The sequence below is a fragment of the Streptococcus sp. Z556 genome (assembly GCF_053010225.1).
Genome location: NZ_JBRKNU010000003.1, coordinates 193,696 through 211,148, shown reverse-complemented (window position 1 = coordinate 211,148; position 17,453 = coordinate 193,696). Strand labels below are relative to the sequence as shown.

13 protein-coding genes and 1 pseudogene are annotated in these 17,453 nt (G+C 42.2%); 1 reads left to right on the top strand and 13 read right to left on the bottom strand.

Annotated elements, in window-relative coordinates:
* Window position 1: 1 nt before the first annotated feature.
* The 6 genes from ACVC7S_RS05415 to ACVC7S_RS05390 form a co-directional block, all read right to left on the bottom strand.
* Window positions 2-1,099, bottom strand: coding sequence for a sensor histidine kinase (locus tag ACVC7S_RS05415; protein ID WP_447266449.1), 1,098 nt, complete (start codon window positions 1,097-1,099; stop codon window positions 2-4).
* 4 nt (window positions 1,100-1,103) lie between these two features.
* Complete coding sequence (locus ACVC7S_RS05410; protein ID WP_447266448.1) at window positions 1,104-1,838, bottom strand: ABC transporter permease; 735 nt, start codon at window positions 1,836-1,838, stop codon at window positions 1,104-1,106.
* Window positions 1,839-1,850: 12 nt separating this feature from the next.
* A complete protein-coding gene (locus ACVC7S_RS05405; RefSeq protein WP_447266447.1) occupies window positions 1,851-2,726 on the bottom strand; it encodes an ABC transporter ATP-binding protein in 876 nt (291 codons plus the stop codon).
* Complete coding sequence (locus ACVC7S_RS05400) at window positions 2,713-2,907, bottom strand: hypothetical protein (protein ID WP_007520695.1); 195 nt, start codon at window positions 2,905-2,907, stop codon at window positions 2,713-2,715. The genes ACVC7S_RS05405 and ACVC7S_RS05400 overlap by 14 nt, the downstream gene beginning before the upstream one ends.
* A complete protein-coding gene (locus ACVC7S_RS05395; RefSeq protein ID WP_447266446.1) occupies window positions 2,904-3,110 on the bottom strand; it encodes a hypothetical protein in 207 nt (68 codons plus the stop codon). Before ACVC7S_RS05395 ends, ACVC7S_RS05400 begins: the two co-directional genes overlap by 4 nt.
* A gap of 111 nt (window positions 3,111-3,221) precedes the next feature.
* Window positions 3,222-11,975, bottom strand: coding sequence for a YSIRK-type signal peptide-containing protein (locus tag ACVC7S_RS05390; protein ID WP_447266445.1), 8,754 nt, complete (start codon window positions 11,973-11,975; stop codon window positions 3,222-3,224).
* A gap of 283 nt (window positions 11,976-12,258) precedes the next feature.
* Here ACVC7S_RS05390 and ACVC7S_RS05385 point away from each other — a divergent pair.
* Window positions 12,259-12,543, top strand: a pseudogene (locus ACVC7S_RS05385) (transposase family protein); the annotation flags it as partial.
* Between the two features lie 83 nt (window positions 12,544-12,626).
* Here ACVC7S_RS05385 and ACVC7S_RS05380 read toward each other — a convergent pair.
* From ACVC7S_RS05380 to ACVC7S_RS05350, 7 genes are all read right to left on the bottom strand, one after another.
* Entirely contained in the window at window positions 12,627-13,169 is a 543-nt protein-coding gene (locus ACVC7S_RS05380; RefSeq protein WP_447266444.1) for an SP0191 family lipoprotein, read from the bottom strand.
* Between the two features lie 10 nt (window positions 13,170-13,179).
* Window positions 13,180-14,844 (bottom strand): DAK2 domain-containing protein, encoded by a 1,665-nt coding sequence (locus tag ACVC7S_RS05375; protein ID WP_447266443.1) that lies wholly within the window; start codon window positions 14,842-14,844, stop codon window positions 13,180-13,182.
* A 2-nt stretch (window positions 14,845-14,846) separates the two neighbouring features.
* On the bottom strand, window positions 14,847-15,212 hold the full coding sequence (locus ACVC7S_RS05370; RefSeq protein WP_000216432.1) for an Asp23/Gls24 family envelope stress response protein: 366 nt from the start codon (window positions 15,210-15,212) through the stop codon (window positions 14,847-14,849).
* A 149-nt stretch (window positions 15,213-15,361) separates the two neighbouring features.
* Window positions 15,362-15,550, bottom strand: a complete 189-nt coding sequence (gene rpmB, locus ACVC7S_RS05365) for a 50S ribosomal protein L28 (RefSeq protein WP_001140948.1) — start codon at window positions 15,548-15,550, stop codon at window positions 15,362-15,364.
* A 104-nt stretch (window positions 15,551-15,654) separates the two neighbouring features.
* Window positions 15,655-16,329 carry a LiaF transmembrane domain-containing protein gene (locus ACVC7S_RS05360; RefSeq protein WP_447266442.1) on the bottom strand — a complete coding sequence of 225 codons (675 nt, stop codon included), beginning with the start codon at window positions 16,327-16,329 and terminating at the stop codon, window positions 15,655-15,657.
* Between the two features lie 5 nt (window positions 16,330-16,334).
* Window positions 16,335-16,781: a LytTR family DNA-binding domain-containing protein gene (locus ACVC7S_RS05355; RefSeq protein WP_000776582.1), complete on the bottom strand. Its 447-nt coding sequence runs from the start codon at window positions 16,779-16,781 to the stop codon at window positions 16,335-16,337.
* Window positions 16,782-16,894: 113 nt separating this feature from the next.
* Window positions 16,895-17,398, bottom strand: coding sequence for a phosphatase PAP2 family protein (locus ACVC7S_RS05350; RefSeq protein ID WP_447266441.1), 504 nt, complete (start codon window positions 17,396-17,398; stop codon window positions 16,895-16,897).
* Window positions 17,399-17,453: the final 55 nt, after the last annotated feature.

The window sequence follows — 17,453 nt, the reverse complement described above, 5'->3', positions numbered from 1 at the left end:
CTTAGTTCCTCTCCTTATAAGGTAGTCGTACTTGCACTTCTGTTGGATACTTCTGACTGATCACCTTTACCTCTCCCGAAAATGGAAGGACACGATCTCGGACTGTATGGAGTTCATCCCCCTTTAGTGAAGGAAAGCCACAGCCATCATCTCTGACTGTTAAAATGAGTTCTTTCTCTGTCCGTTCTAATTTTAAGTAAGCTTTCGACGCTTTGGCATGTTTGATAATATTGGTCACTAACTCAAGTAAAATCATGGAGGCCGTTGATTCTAATTCCTGAGTTAAGCTAGCAGTATCTAATTGGTGATTGATTTCCGTTTCAATTCCTGCAATTTCCAGCATTTTTTTAACAGTCGTAAATTCAGAAGCAAGGGTTCTGGTTTTAAGATTTTCGATAATTGTACGAACTTCATTCATGGATTCTTTACTGATCTGATGAATTTCTTTTAATTCTTTTTCCACTTGAGGATAGGCCTGCATTTGAAGAAGCTGGAGGGCAAGGTCCGTCTTCACACTCAACATGGCAAAGGTATGCCCCAGACTGTCATGGAGATCCTGACCAATCCGACTGCGTTCATTTTCAGCCAAGAAAAGACTGAGCTTGGCATTTTGTTTCATCTTTTCTTCTTTTATCTGTTCAGATACCTGAATCCGATAAAGACCGAAGGTCAAGGCATCAGAAACGATAAAGGTCACCAAGAAAAAGAGGAGGTGCCAGAGACTAACTTGACCAACCATAGAGATTCCAGTTAAAATCATCGGTTGTAAGACAACAAAACTGACAAAACGCCAAGAGTGGAAAGAAACCTCATCCAGCTCATAAATAAGGAGATTAGATAAATAAAAAATAAACCAAGCGAAGCTCGCATTTAACCAGATGGAACTGTAAAAAATGTAGGCAAGCATGATCCACCAAGCTAGCCACTGCACGGTGCGGTTCTGACTGATTAAAACCGAGTAGAAGGCAAGGACAAATAGTAAGGTCCATAACAAGGTTAAAAGCGGGTACTCTCCAACGATGACACCCGCTATAGGAAAGATGATAAACACTATTGAAATATGAAACATATAATGAGTGTTTTTAAATTTTTCCAACATAGATTTATTTTACCTCGATCCGTTTTTTCAGTTGGATTACCAATACACCAAAGAAAACTGTATAACCTAGCACAACTAAGGCAGCAAGAATATTAAATTCATGGTGTTCCAAATAGGAAGAGACAACCTGCATCAGTTGATAGGTTGGAGTCAGTTTTCCAATAGATTGGAGCCATTCTGGGAAGGAATTCAAAGGAAACCAGAGTCCACCTAGGACAGCCAAAGCAATATAGGCAATATTTCCAATAACCGTCATCAATTGAGCACTGGGAAGCAAGCTCACCAAGACCCCCATGCTGATAAAGACCACACTTCCGACCAGCAACATAACTCCAATCACCAACCAGTCAAGCCAAGGTAGAGTCACTCCACGGACAAAATGACCAACTGAAAAGACAACTATAATTGATAACAAGAAAGTCAGCAAAGTACTGAACAGCTTTGATACATAATATTCTACCATAGAAACTGGAGAATGTTGAATCAATTTTTGCCAGTTGTTCGTCTTGTCAGATTCGAGTGTACTAGGGATACTGAAAAAGGCACTTGACATGATACTAAAGAGCGTCATGGCAAAAAGATAGGCTTGAAGAACAATTTCCGGAATATCTGACCCTGACATCATACCAGAAAAGATAAGGTAAAACACACTTGGGAGTCCGATGGACAGCAAGTAGTAGACGGCTTGCCGTTTCATCAGAATGATTTCCACTTTCATGAGACTTGTCATATTTTTCATCGTCAATCTCCTTTAGTCTTGAGTCGTTTCGAAGATACTGTCTAAGAGAGTTCGATTGCGAACTTCAATTTCTTCGATCGTGCAGCCCTGTTCTTGCAAGGCTTCCCATACCTGGCTGGCTTCTTTGGTTGTGAAGGAAAGAGCATTTTGCTTGATTTCAATCTCTTGAACTTGGTCCAAAGTGCTGATAAATTCCTGATAAGTTAGAGGTGCCGTAAAATGCTTTTCTTGTTCTTCACCACGCATAGCATAAGGCGTCGTATCGCGAATCAATTCACCCTTGTGGAGGACCAAAATGCGGTCAGCCGTATGCTCTACCTCTTCGATATAGTGAGAAGAATAGACAATGGTCACGCCATTTTGCTTCAACCGATCGATAATCTCCCAAAAATGCTGACGTGTCGAGGTATCCATGGCAGCAGTTGGTTCATCTAAGAAAAGAATTTTCGGACGACCTATTAAAGTCAAGACGAAAGAGAACAAACGTTTTTGCCCACCAGACAACTTGCCCGCTAGCTGATTTTTCTGCTTGTCTGAGAATCTTAGCAAGTCATCAATTTCTTTGTCTGAAAGACTGTCGGGATAAAGTGACTTGAAAAATGATAGAAGTTCTTTCACTTTCAAGCTTTGAACAACTGCATTTTCTTGAGGTAAGACAGAAATAAGCTGCTTTAATCGAGGATCTGTTGGCGCAAAGCCTTGAATGGCGACCCGACCTGAGCTCATGAACTTGTCACCCAAGAGACAATCAATCAAGGTTGTTTTTCCTGCTCCGTTAGGCCCAATCAAGGCAACACACTCACCATCATTGATTTCAAAGGAGATGTTCCGCAAGATCTCCTTGTCTTTTATTTTCTTACTCAATTTCTCAACTTTAATCACAGTCATGAGATTCTCCTTTCAACCACTTCATTCCCATAGGGAAAACAACGAAAATCATAAATCCAAAACCCCAAGCACCACGAATAAATTGGCGAAACAAGGTTTGGTCAAACCAACCAGTAAACATTTCCACTAACCATACCAAGAGTGACAGGCCGATAAAGAAATAAATGATTGCCTTTTTCATTCCTCAAACTCCTTTTTCACATCTCTGACCAATTTCAAACCTTCTCTGACAAGCCAAGACATCATTCCAAAGCCAGCAAAGAGCTTCCAAGGAAAATGGTAGAAACCCTCGTCCAATCCTGAAAACATGAGATAGGTCATAACTCCTGCTGCTACTAAACTCACTGTGACAATCATTTTATTTTTCATTTCTTCTTCCTCCATTTCATACTTCAATTATAATCTTTTGAAGTTAGCGTAGCTAGATGCTTCTGTCACTAGGAAATATGACAAATGTCATAAAAAAAGAACCGATTTCTCGGTTCTTAAAAATGATTAGTCTGATTCATCGTTTCGTTTCTTTTTACCTAGCAATCCAAGTGTCATGACACCTGCTAGGGCTGTCAGAATTCCTAGATTTTTCAAACCATCTTCTTGACTTCCTGTATTTGGAAGTTGATTTTTTTCTACAGAGATGTTTTGAGTCAATTGATCTGGTTTCGAATCAGCTACTGAAAGTTCTTTTTTATCAGAAGGCTTCACTTGCTCTGGAAGTTCTACTACTGTTGGAGTATAGAATCCTGAAAGGATATTTCCATTGCGATCTTTACGGATCACTTTTACACCTTTGGCTTGTCCTACAAAGTCTGCCTCAGGAGTAACGGTGACGGTGCCATCTGGCGCAATCGTGTAAGTTCCTTCACCTGGAACGACTTTTTCAGTTGTTCCATCTTCAAAGGTTGGTGGAACTGTCAGATCGACATCACCTGTAAAGTTTGGTTTACCAGTCTGAGTTTGACCTTTAAGACCTTCTGATGTCGCATCACTCACTTGTGTTTGTCCAAGGACAGTTGGTGTGTAGCGAGCAGTAACTACATTTCCATACATATCCAAACGTTTCACAACCAATCCTTTAGCTGTACCAACAAAGTCTGGTTCTGGAGTAAAGGTAATCTTACCATCTTTATCAATTGTATAGCTTCCTTCACCCGGAACAACCATAGTCGTGCTACCATCCTCAAATGTTGGTGGAACAGTCGAATCGATATGTCCTTCAAACACTGGTGTTGCCACTTGTGGTTGGCCTTTTGCTCCTGTAGAAGCCGTGTCATGACCAATAGATGGATCTACAACTGTTGGGCGATAGCTTGCAGTAACTGGAGTACCATTCTTGTCCTTACGGACAATCGTTACGCCGGTTCCTTTTCCTACAAAGTCTGCCTCTGGCATGAAAGTGACGGTGCCGTCTGGTGAGATTGTATAAGTTCCTTCACCTGGAATCACTTTTTCAGTTGATCCATCTTCAAATGTTGCTGCCACTGTTTCATCGATTGGAACAAGCGGATTACCACCTTGGAAAGTTGGGGTGCCTGTTTGTGGAACACCCTTAATGTTCACTGAAGAAGTATCTTTACCAGTTGGTCTTACTTTCGTAAACTCTGGGCTGTAGGTTGCAGTAACCGGAGTGCCATTTTTATCCACACGTTTGACTGTGACTGGATCTGGACTACCTACAAACTGTTTATCTGGAGTGAAGGTTACAGTTCCGTCTGGCGCAATCGTGTAGGTTCCTTGACCTGGAATAGATTTCTCTTTGCTTCCATCGTCGAAGGTTGGCTCGACTGTTTCATCGATTGGAACCAGTGGATCACCACCTTGGAAGCTTGGAGTGCCCGTTTGTGGAACACCCTGAGGACCTGTGCTGGTTGCACCAGTTCCTATTGGTGTTACCTTGGTTACTGTTGGGGTATAAGTCGCAGTAACTGGGGTACCGTTCTTATCCACACGTTTGACTGTGACTGGATCTGGTGTACCAACATATTGTTTTTCTGGCGTAAAGGTAATAGAGCCATCTGGATTGATGCTGTATTCACCTACACCTGAAACGGTTTTCGTTGACTGTCCATCTTCGAAAGTCATTGGTTTCGTATCATCAATTGAAACCAATGGATTACCTTCTGTGAAGGTTGGGGTACCTTTTTGCGGTTGACCTTGGATACCATTTGAAGTGGCGTCCGTTGAAGTTGGGATTACTTCTTTCACCACCGCTTGGTACTTGACAGTAACAGGAGTGCCGTTGGCATCCACACGAGTCAATTCAAGTTCTGGTGTTTCACCCTTGAACTGTTTATCAGGAGTGAAGGTCACCTTGCCGTCTGCGTCCACTTCGAACTTACCAACATTTGGCAATTCTTTCACAGTTGTACCATTGTCAAATAGTGGAGTCGAATCAGCTGGGAATGGAACTGAGTCATGGCCTGGAGTGACGGTCACTTTACCTTCTTGGACCTGACCTTGCAGACCTTCCGTCTTATCACCAATACCAGTTGGGGTCACCTTAGTAAACTCTGGACTGTAAGTCGCAGTAACTGGGGTGCCATTCTTATCTACACGTTTCACTGTGACTGGAGCTGGGCTTCCGACAAACTGTTTGTCTGGAGTGAAAGTTACAGTTCCATCTGGCGCAATTGTGTAGGTTCCTTGTCCTGGAATCACTTTTTCCTTGCTTCCATCTTCGAAGGTTGGCTCTACTGTTTCATCAATTGGAACCAGTGGATCACCACCTTGGAAGCTTGGAGTGCCCGTTTGTGGAACACCCTGAGGACCTGTGCTAGTTGCGTTAGTACCTGTAGGAACAACTTCTTTCACTACTGCTTGGTACTTGACAGTAACAGGAGTTCCGTTGGCATCCACACGAGTCAATTCAAGCTCTGGTGTTTCACCCTTGAACTGCTTATCTGGTGTAAAGGTAACTTTGCTGTCTGCGTCCACTTCGAACTTACCAACATTTGGCACTTCCTTCACAGTTGTACCATTGTCAAATAGTGGAGTTGATTCAGCTGGGAATGGAACCAAGTCATGACCTGGGGTGAAAGTCACTTTACCTTCTTGAACCTGACCTTGAAGGCCTTCTGTCTTATCACCTGAACCTGTTGGTGTTACTTTCGTAAACTCTGGACTGTAAGTCGCAGTGACTGGAGTTCCATTCTTATCAACGCGTTTAACCGTTACTGGATCTGGGTTTCCGACAAACTGTTTGTCCGGTGTGAAGGTCACTGTGCCATCTGGTGCAATCGTGTAGGTTCCTTGACCCGGAATCGTCTTCTCTTTGCTGCCATCTTCAAAAGTTGGCTCTACCGTTTCATCAATTGGAACCAATGGATCACCACCTTGGAAGGTTGGGGTACCGGTTTGTGGGACACCTTGAGGACCTGTGCTGGTTGCGCCAGTTCCTGTAGGAGTGACCTTAGTCACTGTTGGTGTATAAGTCGCAGTAACCTCTGTACCGTTCTTATCTACACGTTTCACTGTGACTGGAGTTGGTGTACCAACATATTGTTTTTCCGGCGTAAAGGTAATAGAGCCATCTGGATTGATGCTGTATTCACCGACACCTGGAACTTTTTTCGTTGATTGACCATCTTCGAAGGTCATTGGTTTCGTGTCATCAATTGGAACCAATGGATTACCTTCTGTGAAGGTTGGGGTACCGGTTTGTGGGACACCTTGAGGGCCTGTGCTGGTTGCGTTAGTGCTGGTTGGAGTGACTTCTTTCACTACTGCTTGGTACTTGACAGTAACAGGAGTTCCATTGGCATCCACACGAGTCAATTCAAGCTCTGGTGTTTCACCCTTGAACTGTTTATCAGGAGTAAAGGTTACCTTACCGTCTGCGTTCACTTCAAACTTACCAACATTTGGAACTTCCTTCACAGCTGTTCCATTGTCAAATAGTGGAGTTGAACCAGCTGGGAATGGAACTGAGGCATGGCCTGGGGTGAAGCTGACTTTACCTTCTTGGACTTGGCCTTGCAGACCCTCTGTCTTATCACCTGTACCAGTCGGTGTTACTTTCGTAAACTCTGGACTGTAAGTCGCAGTGACTTCTGTACCATTCTTATCCACACGTTTGACTGTGACTGGAGCTGGAGTACCAACGAACTTCTTGTCTGGTGTGAAAGTTACTGTGCCGTCTGGCGCAATACTGTAAGTTCCTTGACCTGGAATAGACTTCTCTTTGCTTCCATCTGCGAAGGTTGGCTCTACTGTTTCATCGATTGGAACCAATGGATTACCTTCTGTGAGGGTTGGGGTACCGGTTTGTGGGACACCTTGAGGGCCTGTGCTGGTTGCGTTAGTGCTGGTTGGAGTGACTTCTTTCACTACTGCTTGGTACTTGACAGTAACAGGAGTTCCATTGGCATCCACACGAGTCAATTCAAGCTCTGGTGTTTCACCCTTGAACTGTTTATCAGGAGTAAAGGTTACCTTACCGTCTGCGTTCACTTCAAACTTACCAACATTTGGAACTTCCTTCACAGCTGTTCCATTGTCAAATAGTGGAGTCGAATCTGCTGGGAATGGAACTGAGTCATGGCCTGGAGTGAAGGTCACTTTACCTTCTTGGACTTGGCCTTGCAGACCCTCCGTCTTATCTCCCGTACCAGTTGGAGTCACCTTAGTAAACTCTGGACTGTAGGTTGCAGTGACTGGAGTACCGTTCTTATCCACACGTTTAACAGTTACTGGATCTGGGTTTCCGACAAACTGTTTGTCTGGGGTGAATGTTACAGTTCCGTCTGGCGCAATCGTGTAGGTTCCTTGACCTGGAATAGACTTCTCTTTGCTTCCATCGTCGAAGGTTGGCTCGACTGTTTCATCGATTGGAACCAGTGGATCACCACCTTGGAAGCTTGGAGTGCCCGTTTGTGGAACACCCTGAGGACCTGTGCTGGTTGCATTAGTACCTGTAGGAGTGACTTCTTTCACTACTGCTTGGTACTTGACAGTAACAGGAGTTCCGTTGGCATCCACACGAGTCAATTCAAGTTCTTGTGTTTCACCCTTGAACTGTTTATCTGGGGTGAAGGTCACCTTACCGCCTGCGTCCACTTCGAACTTACCAACATTTGGCAATTCTTTCACAGTTGTACCATTGTCAAATAGTGGAGTCGAATCTGCTGGGAATGGAACCGAGTCATGGCCTGGAGTGAAGGTCACTTTACCTTCTTGGACCTGACCTTGAAGTCCCTCTGTCTTATCACCAGTACCAGTCGGAGTTACTTTCTCAACAACTGGGGTATAGGTCGTGACAGCCGACTCTCCATTTTTATCCACCACTCCAACTTGAACTGGAGTTGCCGGACCATAGAAGGTTTTCAGTGGAGTAAAGACAATTGTTTTATTTACAAGATCTAAATCGTACGTCCCTTGGTCGGCAATGGTTAGCGAAGTTACCTTTTGCCCATTCTCATCATAAAGAAAGACACTACTTTGGACTAGTTCAACGGATTTCTTTGCTCCATTAATGGTTGTTGTCCCTTTTGTAAAGTGAACCTCGCTCTCGCTTGCTCTATCCTCATCAAAGTGAATCGTTGCTGCCTGCTTCTGCCCTTGAAGGCCTTTAGATTTCGCTTCGCTTGCTGAAGGGACAACTGGAAGCGGAACATAATACACCACCCGATACCAGGTAAATTCTTTTTCCAACTCTTCATCTCTAGGATCATCCGCGTTCAGTAAATATTCATCGAGAGCTCCTTCTCCCGACATTGTGTTTGCGTCAATATCCTCTCTTGGATAATAGCCAGGAATTTCAGGAGAAATCACTTGAGACCAAGTTTGGTCTGCAGACCAGGCTGAGTATGTAACACCAGCTGTCGCATCATTTGGCTGCCGTTTCGCCAAAACCTGGTCAATTCTCTTCGTTCGAGTAAACGAATGAGTCTCAACATGTTTTGGAGCAAGGAGTGATAAATCAGTATTGTTTGTTTTTTTGAGATATTCATAATCAATTTCGCGAGTTGCACGAACAGTTTCGGATAGTTCTGTAATCTTGTGTCTAAACTGAAACTTGAATTGTTTTGGACTAGCCGAGTCACCAAAGGTATGATCTGTAAAATCGTTACTGATCAGTTCATATCCTGCATCTTCTAATTCCTTAATTCGACGAGCAGGGTCATAAGAAATTGGTCCATTAGGTTTTCCTACAACTGTGTCTACCTGTCCTAGTTGCACTTCCTTAGACGGATCATTTACATCCACAAAGGTGAAACTTGCAGATGACAGTTTGGTGGACATTTGGATTAAAACATTATTGGACTCAGTGTACTTGGAACTACCATTTGCCATGGCCGAAGAAAGATAAGCCGTAGCACCTGAGGCAGTATCTTGCCCGATAACTGCTCCATCGATAGAAAACTGAACCCTACTTCCAGCAGCAACCGGAGCAGTCGAATGCCAACGAACTGCACGAATCTCTGACCAATCCGATACCTGTTCTGCTCTGAGCCATTGTGAAGCATTAATTTCTGTAGCAGTGCCCGCAGTACGACTATATTGAACTTCCCAGCCTGAAGGTGGTGTTAGAGCTTTTGTCAAACTCACTGTAAATTGAGAACCACGATTTCTGGATTCCAGCTGTTTATCACCTTTCATCGGAAGGGATGATAAAACATAGACATCTGAAACAGGCTGTTTCGCTGCGTTTTTATAGGTCACTCTGAAATCAATCTCATCACCAGGATAGTGTTCTTGGGAATTGTAGGCAAAGTGTTGATCTGTCGCCCTTTTCACTTCAGAGTAGACACCGCTCGCTTCTGAGGCCTGTACGATCACATTGAAGTCATGAGAGGTCGAATTTTTCGAAGTAACAGTAATGCCGTCGAGCTCCCCTAAGTCGTAACCATTCTGAGCTTGAACGTCAGGAAGTTCTTCATCCCAGAAAGCAATCGCTTTATAGGTATAGGTCCCATTTGGAATCGTCTTGTTTTCCAACTTCAAAAGTGTTGGGGGCATAGGGGAGTCTGGGGTTCCCTTTACTTGGGCATAGTAGAGAGTTTTCCCAGTATCTTTATAATTATAATAGACCTTAAAATTAAGGTTTCCACTAAAGTTTAATTGAGGATCAGCCAAATAAGCCAGATGGTAAACTCCCGTTAAGTTTGCGAAGTTCTGGGTAGGTGTGTCTTTACCTGCAGTCCTTGTGATAAAATCTTCTTTAAAACCAGAAGCATCTGTGTGTCGATTAAAGACATCTGTCCGACGGCGTCCAACCATTGAAATTTGCTGGATAACACGCGTCAATTCGGCTGAGGCAGTTTGAGAGAAGGAAACAGTGTTTCCAGTATTCTTAAAAGTGAAATCCGTTCTAGAATCCAACTTACTAATCGTCGAGTCTTTATAGAGACTTTCCCAATTATTAAAACGTGTTTTTGTCTGGAAAAAAAATGCCGAAGTATCATTTGTTGAGGACTTCCTCATCTTGATATTTTTAAACTTGTACTCCAGTTCCTTCACATCTTGCTCTTCCGTCAAACGTAGACTACGGGTGTTACTATTAAAAGTACCTAATAACTCACCTGTAGCTTTATTGTATACTTCTACGGATGCGTCCGGTGAAGAGAAAAATTCATTCCATTGACGCTCCTCAATCACGTTTACTTCTCGATAAGACTCTCGTGAATCCTGTATTTTATGGGTGACCGTATAGTCATTGATAGGATAATCTTTTTCAACCTGAGCAACTGATGAAAGTCGAACATTAGAACGGTATTCTGTTTCACCATAAGAACGAATCATCTCCGAGTCAGACTGATTATAGTGTCTAAATTCAAAGAGAGAAGACTCTGGTTGGTCTGTTTTTTGAACAAAGAGAGTATAGGGGAGAACAGCCGTATTTTGATAACTAGTTCCATCTGCTTTTGTATAGATACCCGTCACAGTTAGCTTTTGCGCTTTTCTATTGATATCTGCTACTTTGGCATTCTTTAACTTGAAAGAAATTGGAATGAGCTTATTTTTATTGTTATTAATATCTTGAAGCGGATTGTTAGCTCTGTTAATCGTCAGATGATAACCCGTCGCATCAGCAGTCCAACCCAGAGCTTTCGCTTCATCTGTCAATTCATAACCTTCTTTTAACTCTATATTATAGGTATAAGAAGTGACAGGATCAATGATATGCCCTCCGACATCACTAATCCCCATACCATTGATCATACGACCATCAAAGACACCATTTCCATAGTTGAAGTAATCATTTCTTGCCGTATTATTCTTAGGATCTTTCGCGCCATTAAATAGATAGAAGGACACACGAGACGAATCTTCATCAACGATACCATCATTATTTCGATCGTAGCCAATGACCTGATGGTTAGACATTGGTGTCAGACCACCTACCCCGTTTTCTAAGACTTTCCATGTGTGTTCAATACTTCCAAGTTCTTTGAGGACATTGCCTTTTTTGTCATAGAGCTTAGCAGTTGCGGTCACCTTGTGGTCTGGCCCAATGGCTTGGACAGCACCTCCCCAGTTCTGAGTCAAAGGATCTATCTGAAAAGTATAGACGAAGTTATAGTTTGCTCCACCTCTCAGATTAACGGGTTCTATCTTTAAATCAAGGTCTCCATTTATTTTTTCTTGACTGAACTTTACACCACCGACAGGAGAAGGGGTCAATTTAATAGCTTTCCCATTTTGGAAATGAATTTTGATATACCCACCAGAATAGTCTGCTTCGTGTCCAGTAATACTAAAGGACAAGGATTCACGGACACTATCTACCGCATGGATATCCTTAATTGGCGAATGAGCTTGAAATGCAGCATTGACTTCATCTAGCGATCTCTTGCGTCTAGAAGAAGTTTTTCCGCTAGAACCGCTTTCTTCCTTGCTTTTCTGCTCAGTTTGAGTTGATTCTAGAGATTGCTTTTTCTCCTCATCTAAAGAAGGCCGACTCGCTTCCTTCGTATTGTCAATTTGAGAAACTGGTTGGCTCTGAGCAACTGGTGCAGATACTTCTGTTTTGGACGGTTCAGTTTTATCCTTCTGGTCCTTAACTGCTTCGTTCTGTGTTACCTCTTTTTGAGGTTCAGAAATGACTTCCTGCCCATTCTCAGCACTTTTTTCCTTCTGTTGAATTTCCGCCTGCGTTTGTTGTTCCTTATTGTTGACTTGAACTTCATCTGCTTGTACTGGAGAAGCAGCCATCACCATAAAGGTTCCTAGCAATACCGAACAGGTCCCAACACTTAACTTTCTAATCGAAAAGCGGGAAAAAGATTGATTAAAAAATTTTTTCTTCATCATTTCTCCTTTATATTCATACTTAACTCAATATAACAGCTTTATCATTATAACCTATCGTGATTAGAATTTCCAATAGAAGGTTTGTTTCATTATAAATTTATTGGTAGGTCAAATTGCATAGAAAAAGGAAACTGTCAGTTCAGCTTCCTTCTGTTATTTTCGGCTCTATAATATTTGTAGTGGGTAAATCCCCTATGGATATCATGGAGCCTATTTTGTTGTAGAAAAAAGTCCCATAAGATCTATAATGAAAAGCAACCAAACCATCATTAGAAAGAATCATATGGAACAACTACATTTTATCACAAAACTACTCGATATTAAAGATCCTAACATCAAGATTGTAGATATCATCAATATGGATATACACAAGGAAATCATCGCTAAACTGGACTACGATGTGCCAGATTGCCCTGATTGTGGAAGTCTGATGAGGAAATATAACTTTCAAAAACCGTCTAAAATTCATTACCTTGAAACGACTGGTATGCCTACTAGAATTCTCCTGAAAAAGCGTCGTTTCAAGTGCTATCAGTGTTCAAAAATGATGGTCGCTGAAACTTCTCTACATCTTAACTTTTCTTCAACCCACTACAGTTGACAAAGAACCTTTTTTTGGAGATAAGGGACTATTGTCCCAGCCTCTTTCGTTTATTCTTCTCTAAATCCTTGTAACTTTAAACCAGCAATCAGAGTATTCGGTTTCTTAAAGTCTTCTACACTATCCTCAAGCGATTTAAAGAAATAAGTCTTTTTAACTCTATCCATATCTGCTTTCTCAAGGTCAAGATCGATAACTATTCTCATCTTTTTATTATCGGTGATAAAATATTCAACCTTAACACCTGGCTCGTCCTTGATTTCAAGATACTCTGGAGAGCTTTCCGCAGCTTCGCGAAAGACTTCTTGAAATTCTTCCAGAGTAATTTCTGCAGGAATTTCCTCTCCAAATTCTCCCAACATATCCATCTTGTATCGTTTTACAACATCTGTGTAAACTAAAGTCAGAGTAACATCGGAGTTATCAATTCTTCCTTTGAGAACTTTGGTCGTTTCCTTGATTTCTTCTTTCACCTGACTAGATGAATCAACCGAACTCGCTGTGCCACTTGACTCTGTTGTTGCGGTGTTGGTTTGACCACAGCCAGCAAGAACAAGTAACGATGCAAAAACTAATCCTAAAACTTTCTTCATTCAAAGTCTCCTATTCCACACTGAAAAGATATGGGTAAACAGGTTGTTGACCTTGGTGGATTTCGACTTCAACATCTTCGAATTCTTCTGCGATTTCTTGGGCGATTTGGTTGGCCAATTCTTCACTTCCATCTTCACCGACATAGAAAGTCACGATTTCACTATCTTCGTCTAGCATGTGTTTCAATGTTTCAGTCAAGGTTTGGTGCATGTCAGGATTTGACACGAGGATTTTCCCATCTACCATACCAAGATTGTCATTTTCATGAATTTCCAATCCATCGATAGTTGTATCACGAACGGCTGTTGTCACACTACCGCTGACTACATCAGCAAGAGCTGCAGTCATACGTTCTTTGTTTTCTTCGATAGACTTGCTTGGATCAAAGGCAAGAAGACTAGTCAATCCTTGAGGAAGGGTACGAGCTTCTACCACTACTGCTGGTTGATCCAATACCTCTGCAGCAGATTGGGCCGCCATGAAGATATTTTTGTTGTTTGGCAAGAAGATGATGTTGCGAGCATTGACCTGTTCAACAGCCTTGATAAAGTCTTCTGTTGAAGGGTTCATCGTCTGACCACCTTCGATGACATAGTCCACACCTTGGGCACGGAAGATATCTGCCAAGCCTTGACCTGCTACTACTGCGATAAGGGCGTATTCCTTCTCTTCAGCTGGCTTGCTGACTTGAGCTTCTTTTTCTACCTGAGCTTCGTGTTGGTTGCGCATGTTATCTACTTTAACCTTGACCAAGCTACCATATTTAAGGCCTTCTTGCATAACAAGACCTGGATCTTCTGTATGGACGTGGACTTTGACGATTTCATCATCGTTGACGACAAGAAGAGAATCCCCTAGGTCATTCAAGTAGTTGCGGAATTCATCATAGTCAAAATCTTTGGCATAAGTTGGACCTTGTTTAAGGGCAACCATAATCTCAGTACAGTAACCGAAGGTAATATCCTCAGTTGCCACATGCCCTGCTACAGACTTGTGGTGCTCTGCATTGATCATTTCACCCATATTAGCTGGAGTTGCTACAAAGTCCTCAGACGCACTGTATTCACCAGTAAGAGCTGATAGGAAACCTTCGTAGATGAAGACCAAACCTTGACCACCTGAGTCCACAACACCAACTTCTTTCAAAACTGGTAGCATGTCTGGCGTTTTGGCAAGAGCTGTTTTAGCTCCTTCTAGGGCTGCACGCATGACCTCAACGGCATCATCTGTTTGCTCCGCTTTTTTCTTGGCACCAATGGCTGCTCCACGAGAAACAGTCAAAATAGTTCCTTCGACTGGTTTCATAACAGCCTTGTAGGCTACCTCGACACCAGATTGGAAAGCAAGAGCCAAGTCTTGACCTGTTAACTCGTCTTTATCTTTGATAGCTTGAGAGAAGCCACGGAAAAGTTGAGAGGTGATAACTCCTGAGTTTCCACGCGCACCCATCAAGAGCCCCTTAGCAAGAATGCTCGCCACTTCTCCAACTGTAGAAGCCGGCTTATCTGCTACTTCTTTGGCACCATTTTCGATGGTCATTCCCATGTTTGTCCCAGTATCTCCATCTGGAACTGGAAAGACGTTTAATGAATTGACATATTCTGCTTGCTTATTCAAACGAGTTGATGCAGCCTGCACCATCTCTTGAAATAAGCTGGTAGTAATTTTTGACACGATTATTCTCCTACAACTTTGATATTTTGAATGTAGACATTCACAGTCTGAGCAGTAATTCCTAGTTGGTTTTCCAAGCTAAAACGAACGCTCTCTTGGATGTTTTTTGAGACTTCACTAATCTTTGTTCCGTAGCTCAACACGGTATAAACATCAACTGCAATGCTGCCATCCTCGGCAGCTTTTACGACGACGCCTTTTGCATAATTTTCCTTACCAAGAAGGGCTTGGAAATTATCTTTGAGGGCATTTTTACTAGCCATACCGACCACACCAAAAATCTCAGTTGCTGCACCACCTACAACGGTTGCAATCACTTCATCTGTCAGTTCGATTTGACCATCTTTTGTATTAATTTTTACAGTCATTTTTTTTACCTCAAATTGTTGATACTCTATTTTATCATATTTCAGCCCAAGTGTAAAAGCAGAATGCTGTATCGGCGGATATTTACTCTATTTTTCAAATAGTTTTATCCTTAGAGCAAAAAAAGACCAGTTAGGTCTTTTCATTTTTATTAAACGCGTTCAACTTTACCTGATTTCAAAGCACGAGCTGAAGCCCAAACTTTTTTAGGTTTACCATCGATAAGAACAGTAACTTTTTGAAGGTTTGGTTTTACGGCACGTTTTGTTTGGTTCATCGCGTGTGAACGGTTGTTTCCTGATACAGTCTTACGACCTGTAAAGTAACATACTTTAGCCATTGTGTTTTCCTCCTATTAGATCTAATATAGCGGATGTGCTAGCACCACATACCGTACTATGTTATCACACTTTCTTGAATTTATCAAGGGCCTAAACTATTTTTTTATTTAACATAGACAACGCCAAGTTTACCAAAGGCTACTTCTCCACGGATAATCAGGGTTTTACTAGTTGGTGCTAGAGGAGCGTCCGCCTTAGCAGCGCCAAAGGATGTTTCTACTTTCAAGTCTACACGCCAGTGTTGCGGAACATAGACTGTTGCATTACCAAAAGCCACTTCGATATTCAGAGTTGCAAAATCACCTAGCATCTCTGCATTATCATAGTAGATTTTAGCATCCCCAAAAGCCACTTCCACTTGGTCATCTACAAGATCTTGATCTTGTTTATAAAAGGTTCCACTGCCAAAAGTAACTTCCTTATCCGTGACGACTGTTTTTTTCCCATCGTACCACCATTTTTTTTCATTCCAGAACTTACTTGAATGCGTCAGATAACCAACACCTAGCACTGCTAAGATACTAGCCCAAAACAAAGACTGGTTTGGAATAGGAAGAATGTTATAAAAATGATTCGCAATCATTAAGGCTACTAGAGCGGTAAAAACTGCTGATGTTAGATGACGACGAAGCAAAGCTTCAACTGATTGGTAAGCAAAAAAGGCGATACCAATCAAAGGCCATATCTTGCCATCCAAAGAAGGAATTCCAAAATTCCCTTGCAGCAAGATCCAAGCTGCTAAAACCAATAAAACAATACCAAATGCTTTCTTTTTCATGTTTTTTACCTCATGTTTCTTAGATTTTCTTTTAGGAGGGATTGGTAATGTCGTGAGACATGAACCTCCTTGTGCGTCTGATAAAAGGAAATGGTGCCCGTTCCTGAAAAGGACTTATCCACTGAGTAAATCTGACGGATGTTTGCGATCGTTGACTTGGACACTCGACTGAAATAGCGAGGTAAGATGGACTCCAACTCATAGAGCTTGAGGCGAACTTCATAGGCTTCCTTCTGGTTATGAGCGTAGATCTTGCTCCCTTCTGTTTCAAAGAAGAGAATTTCTGACAGGTCTAGGTAATATTCACCTGTCCCCTTGTAAAAAGTCAACCTCGGAGCCTTTGACTCTTGCAAAAGTCGTTGCAAGTCTGCAATTTCATCTGTCAAAGCAGGGGTCTTGATGACAATTTCAGTCTCCTCTAAATTGCCGTCAATCTCAATTCGTAACTTCATCACATCTCCTTTCTGACTCTACTATATCAAAGCTAAATTAGGAAAACAAGGGCAAAAAAGCAAGTGGTCATTTTGAAGCAGTAAGTGGTTGTAGGACTAGCTTAACTTACATGTCAAAATAAGAAGAAAAGGAGCCCCCACATGAGACCACAAGCATAGCCAACCAAGACATCCTTGGGATAATGAACACCACCTAGTACTCGGACCAAGGCTAAGAGTCCTGAGCAAATAAGCAAGATCATTCCGATTAAAGTCCAAGCATGGAAACAGGCCATGGAGATGATAGTTGCTGAAAAGACATGGCGACTAGGCATAGACTGTCCCGAACTATCCTTTTCAAGCAGGGGACAGATATCCCACGTTTCATAAGGCCGCGGGTGGTTGATTTTCTTACGAAAAAGAGACAAAATCACAAAACCTGTAGCGGGGACAAGCAAATAGACCACAACTTGCTGACCAAATCCTAGCTGCAGGTAAGTAGTGACTAGCAAGGTCAGATAGACCAGGGGCATAGCTACTGTCATCAAACGATTGAAACTAAGCAATAGAAATAAAAGGGTGGGATGGCTAGTTAGTTTGGAGCTAAGGTTGCTATACCATTCTTGATAATTTTTCATGTATACTTCTCATTATCATTTTATTTTTCCTCTAGGTGAGGCGCTTGTCTTCTAG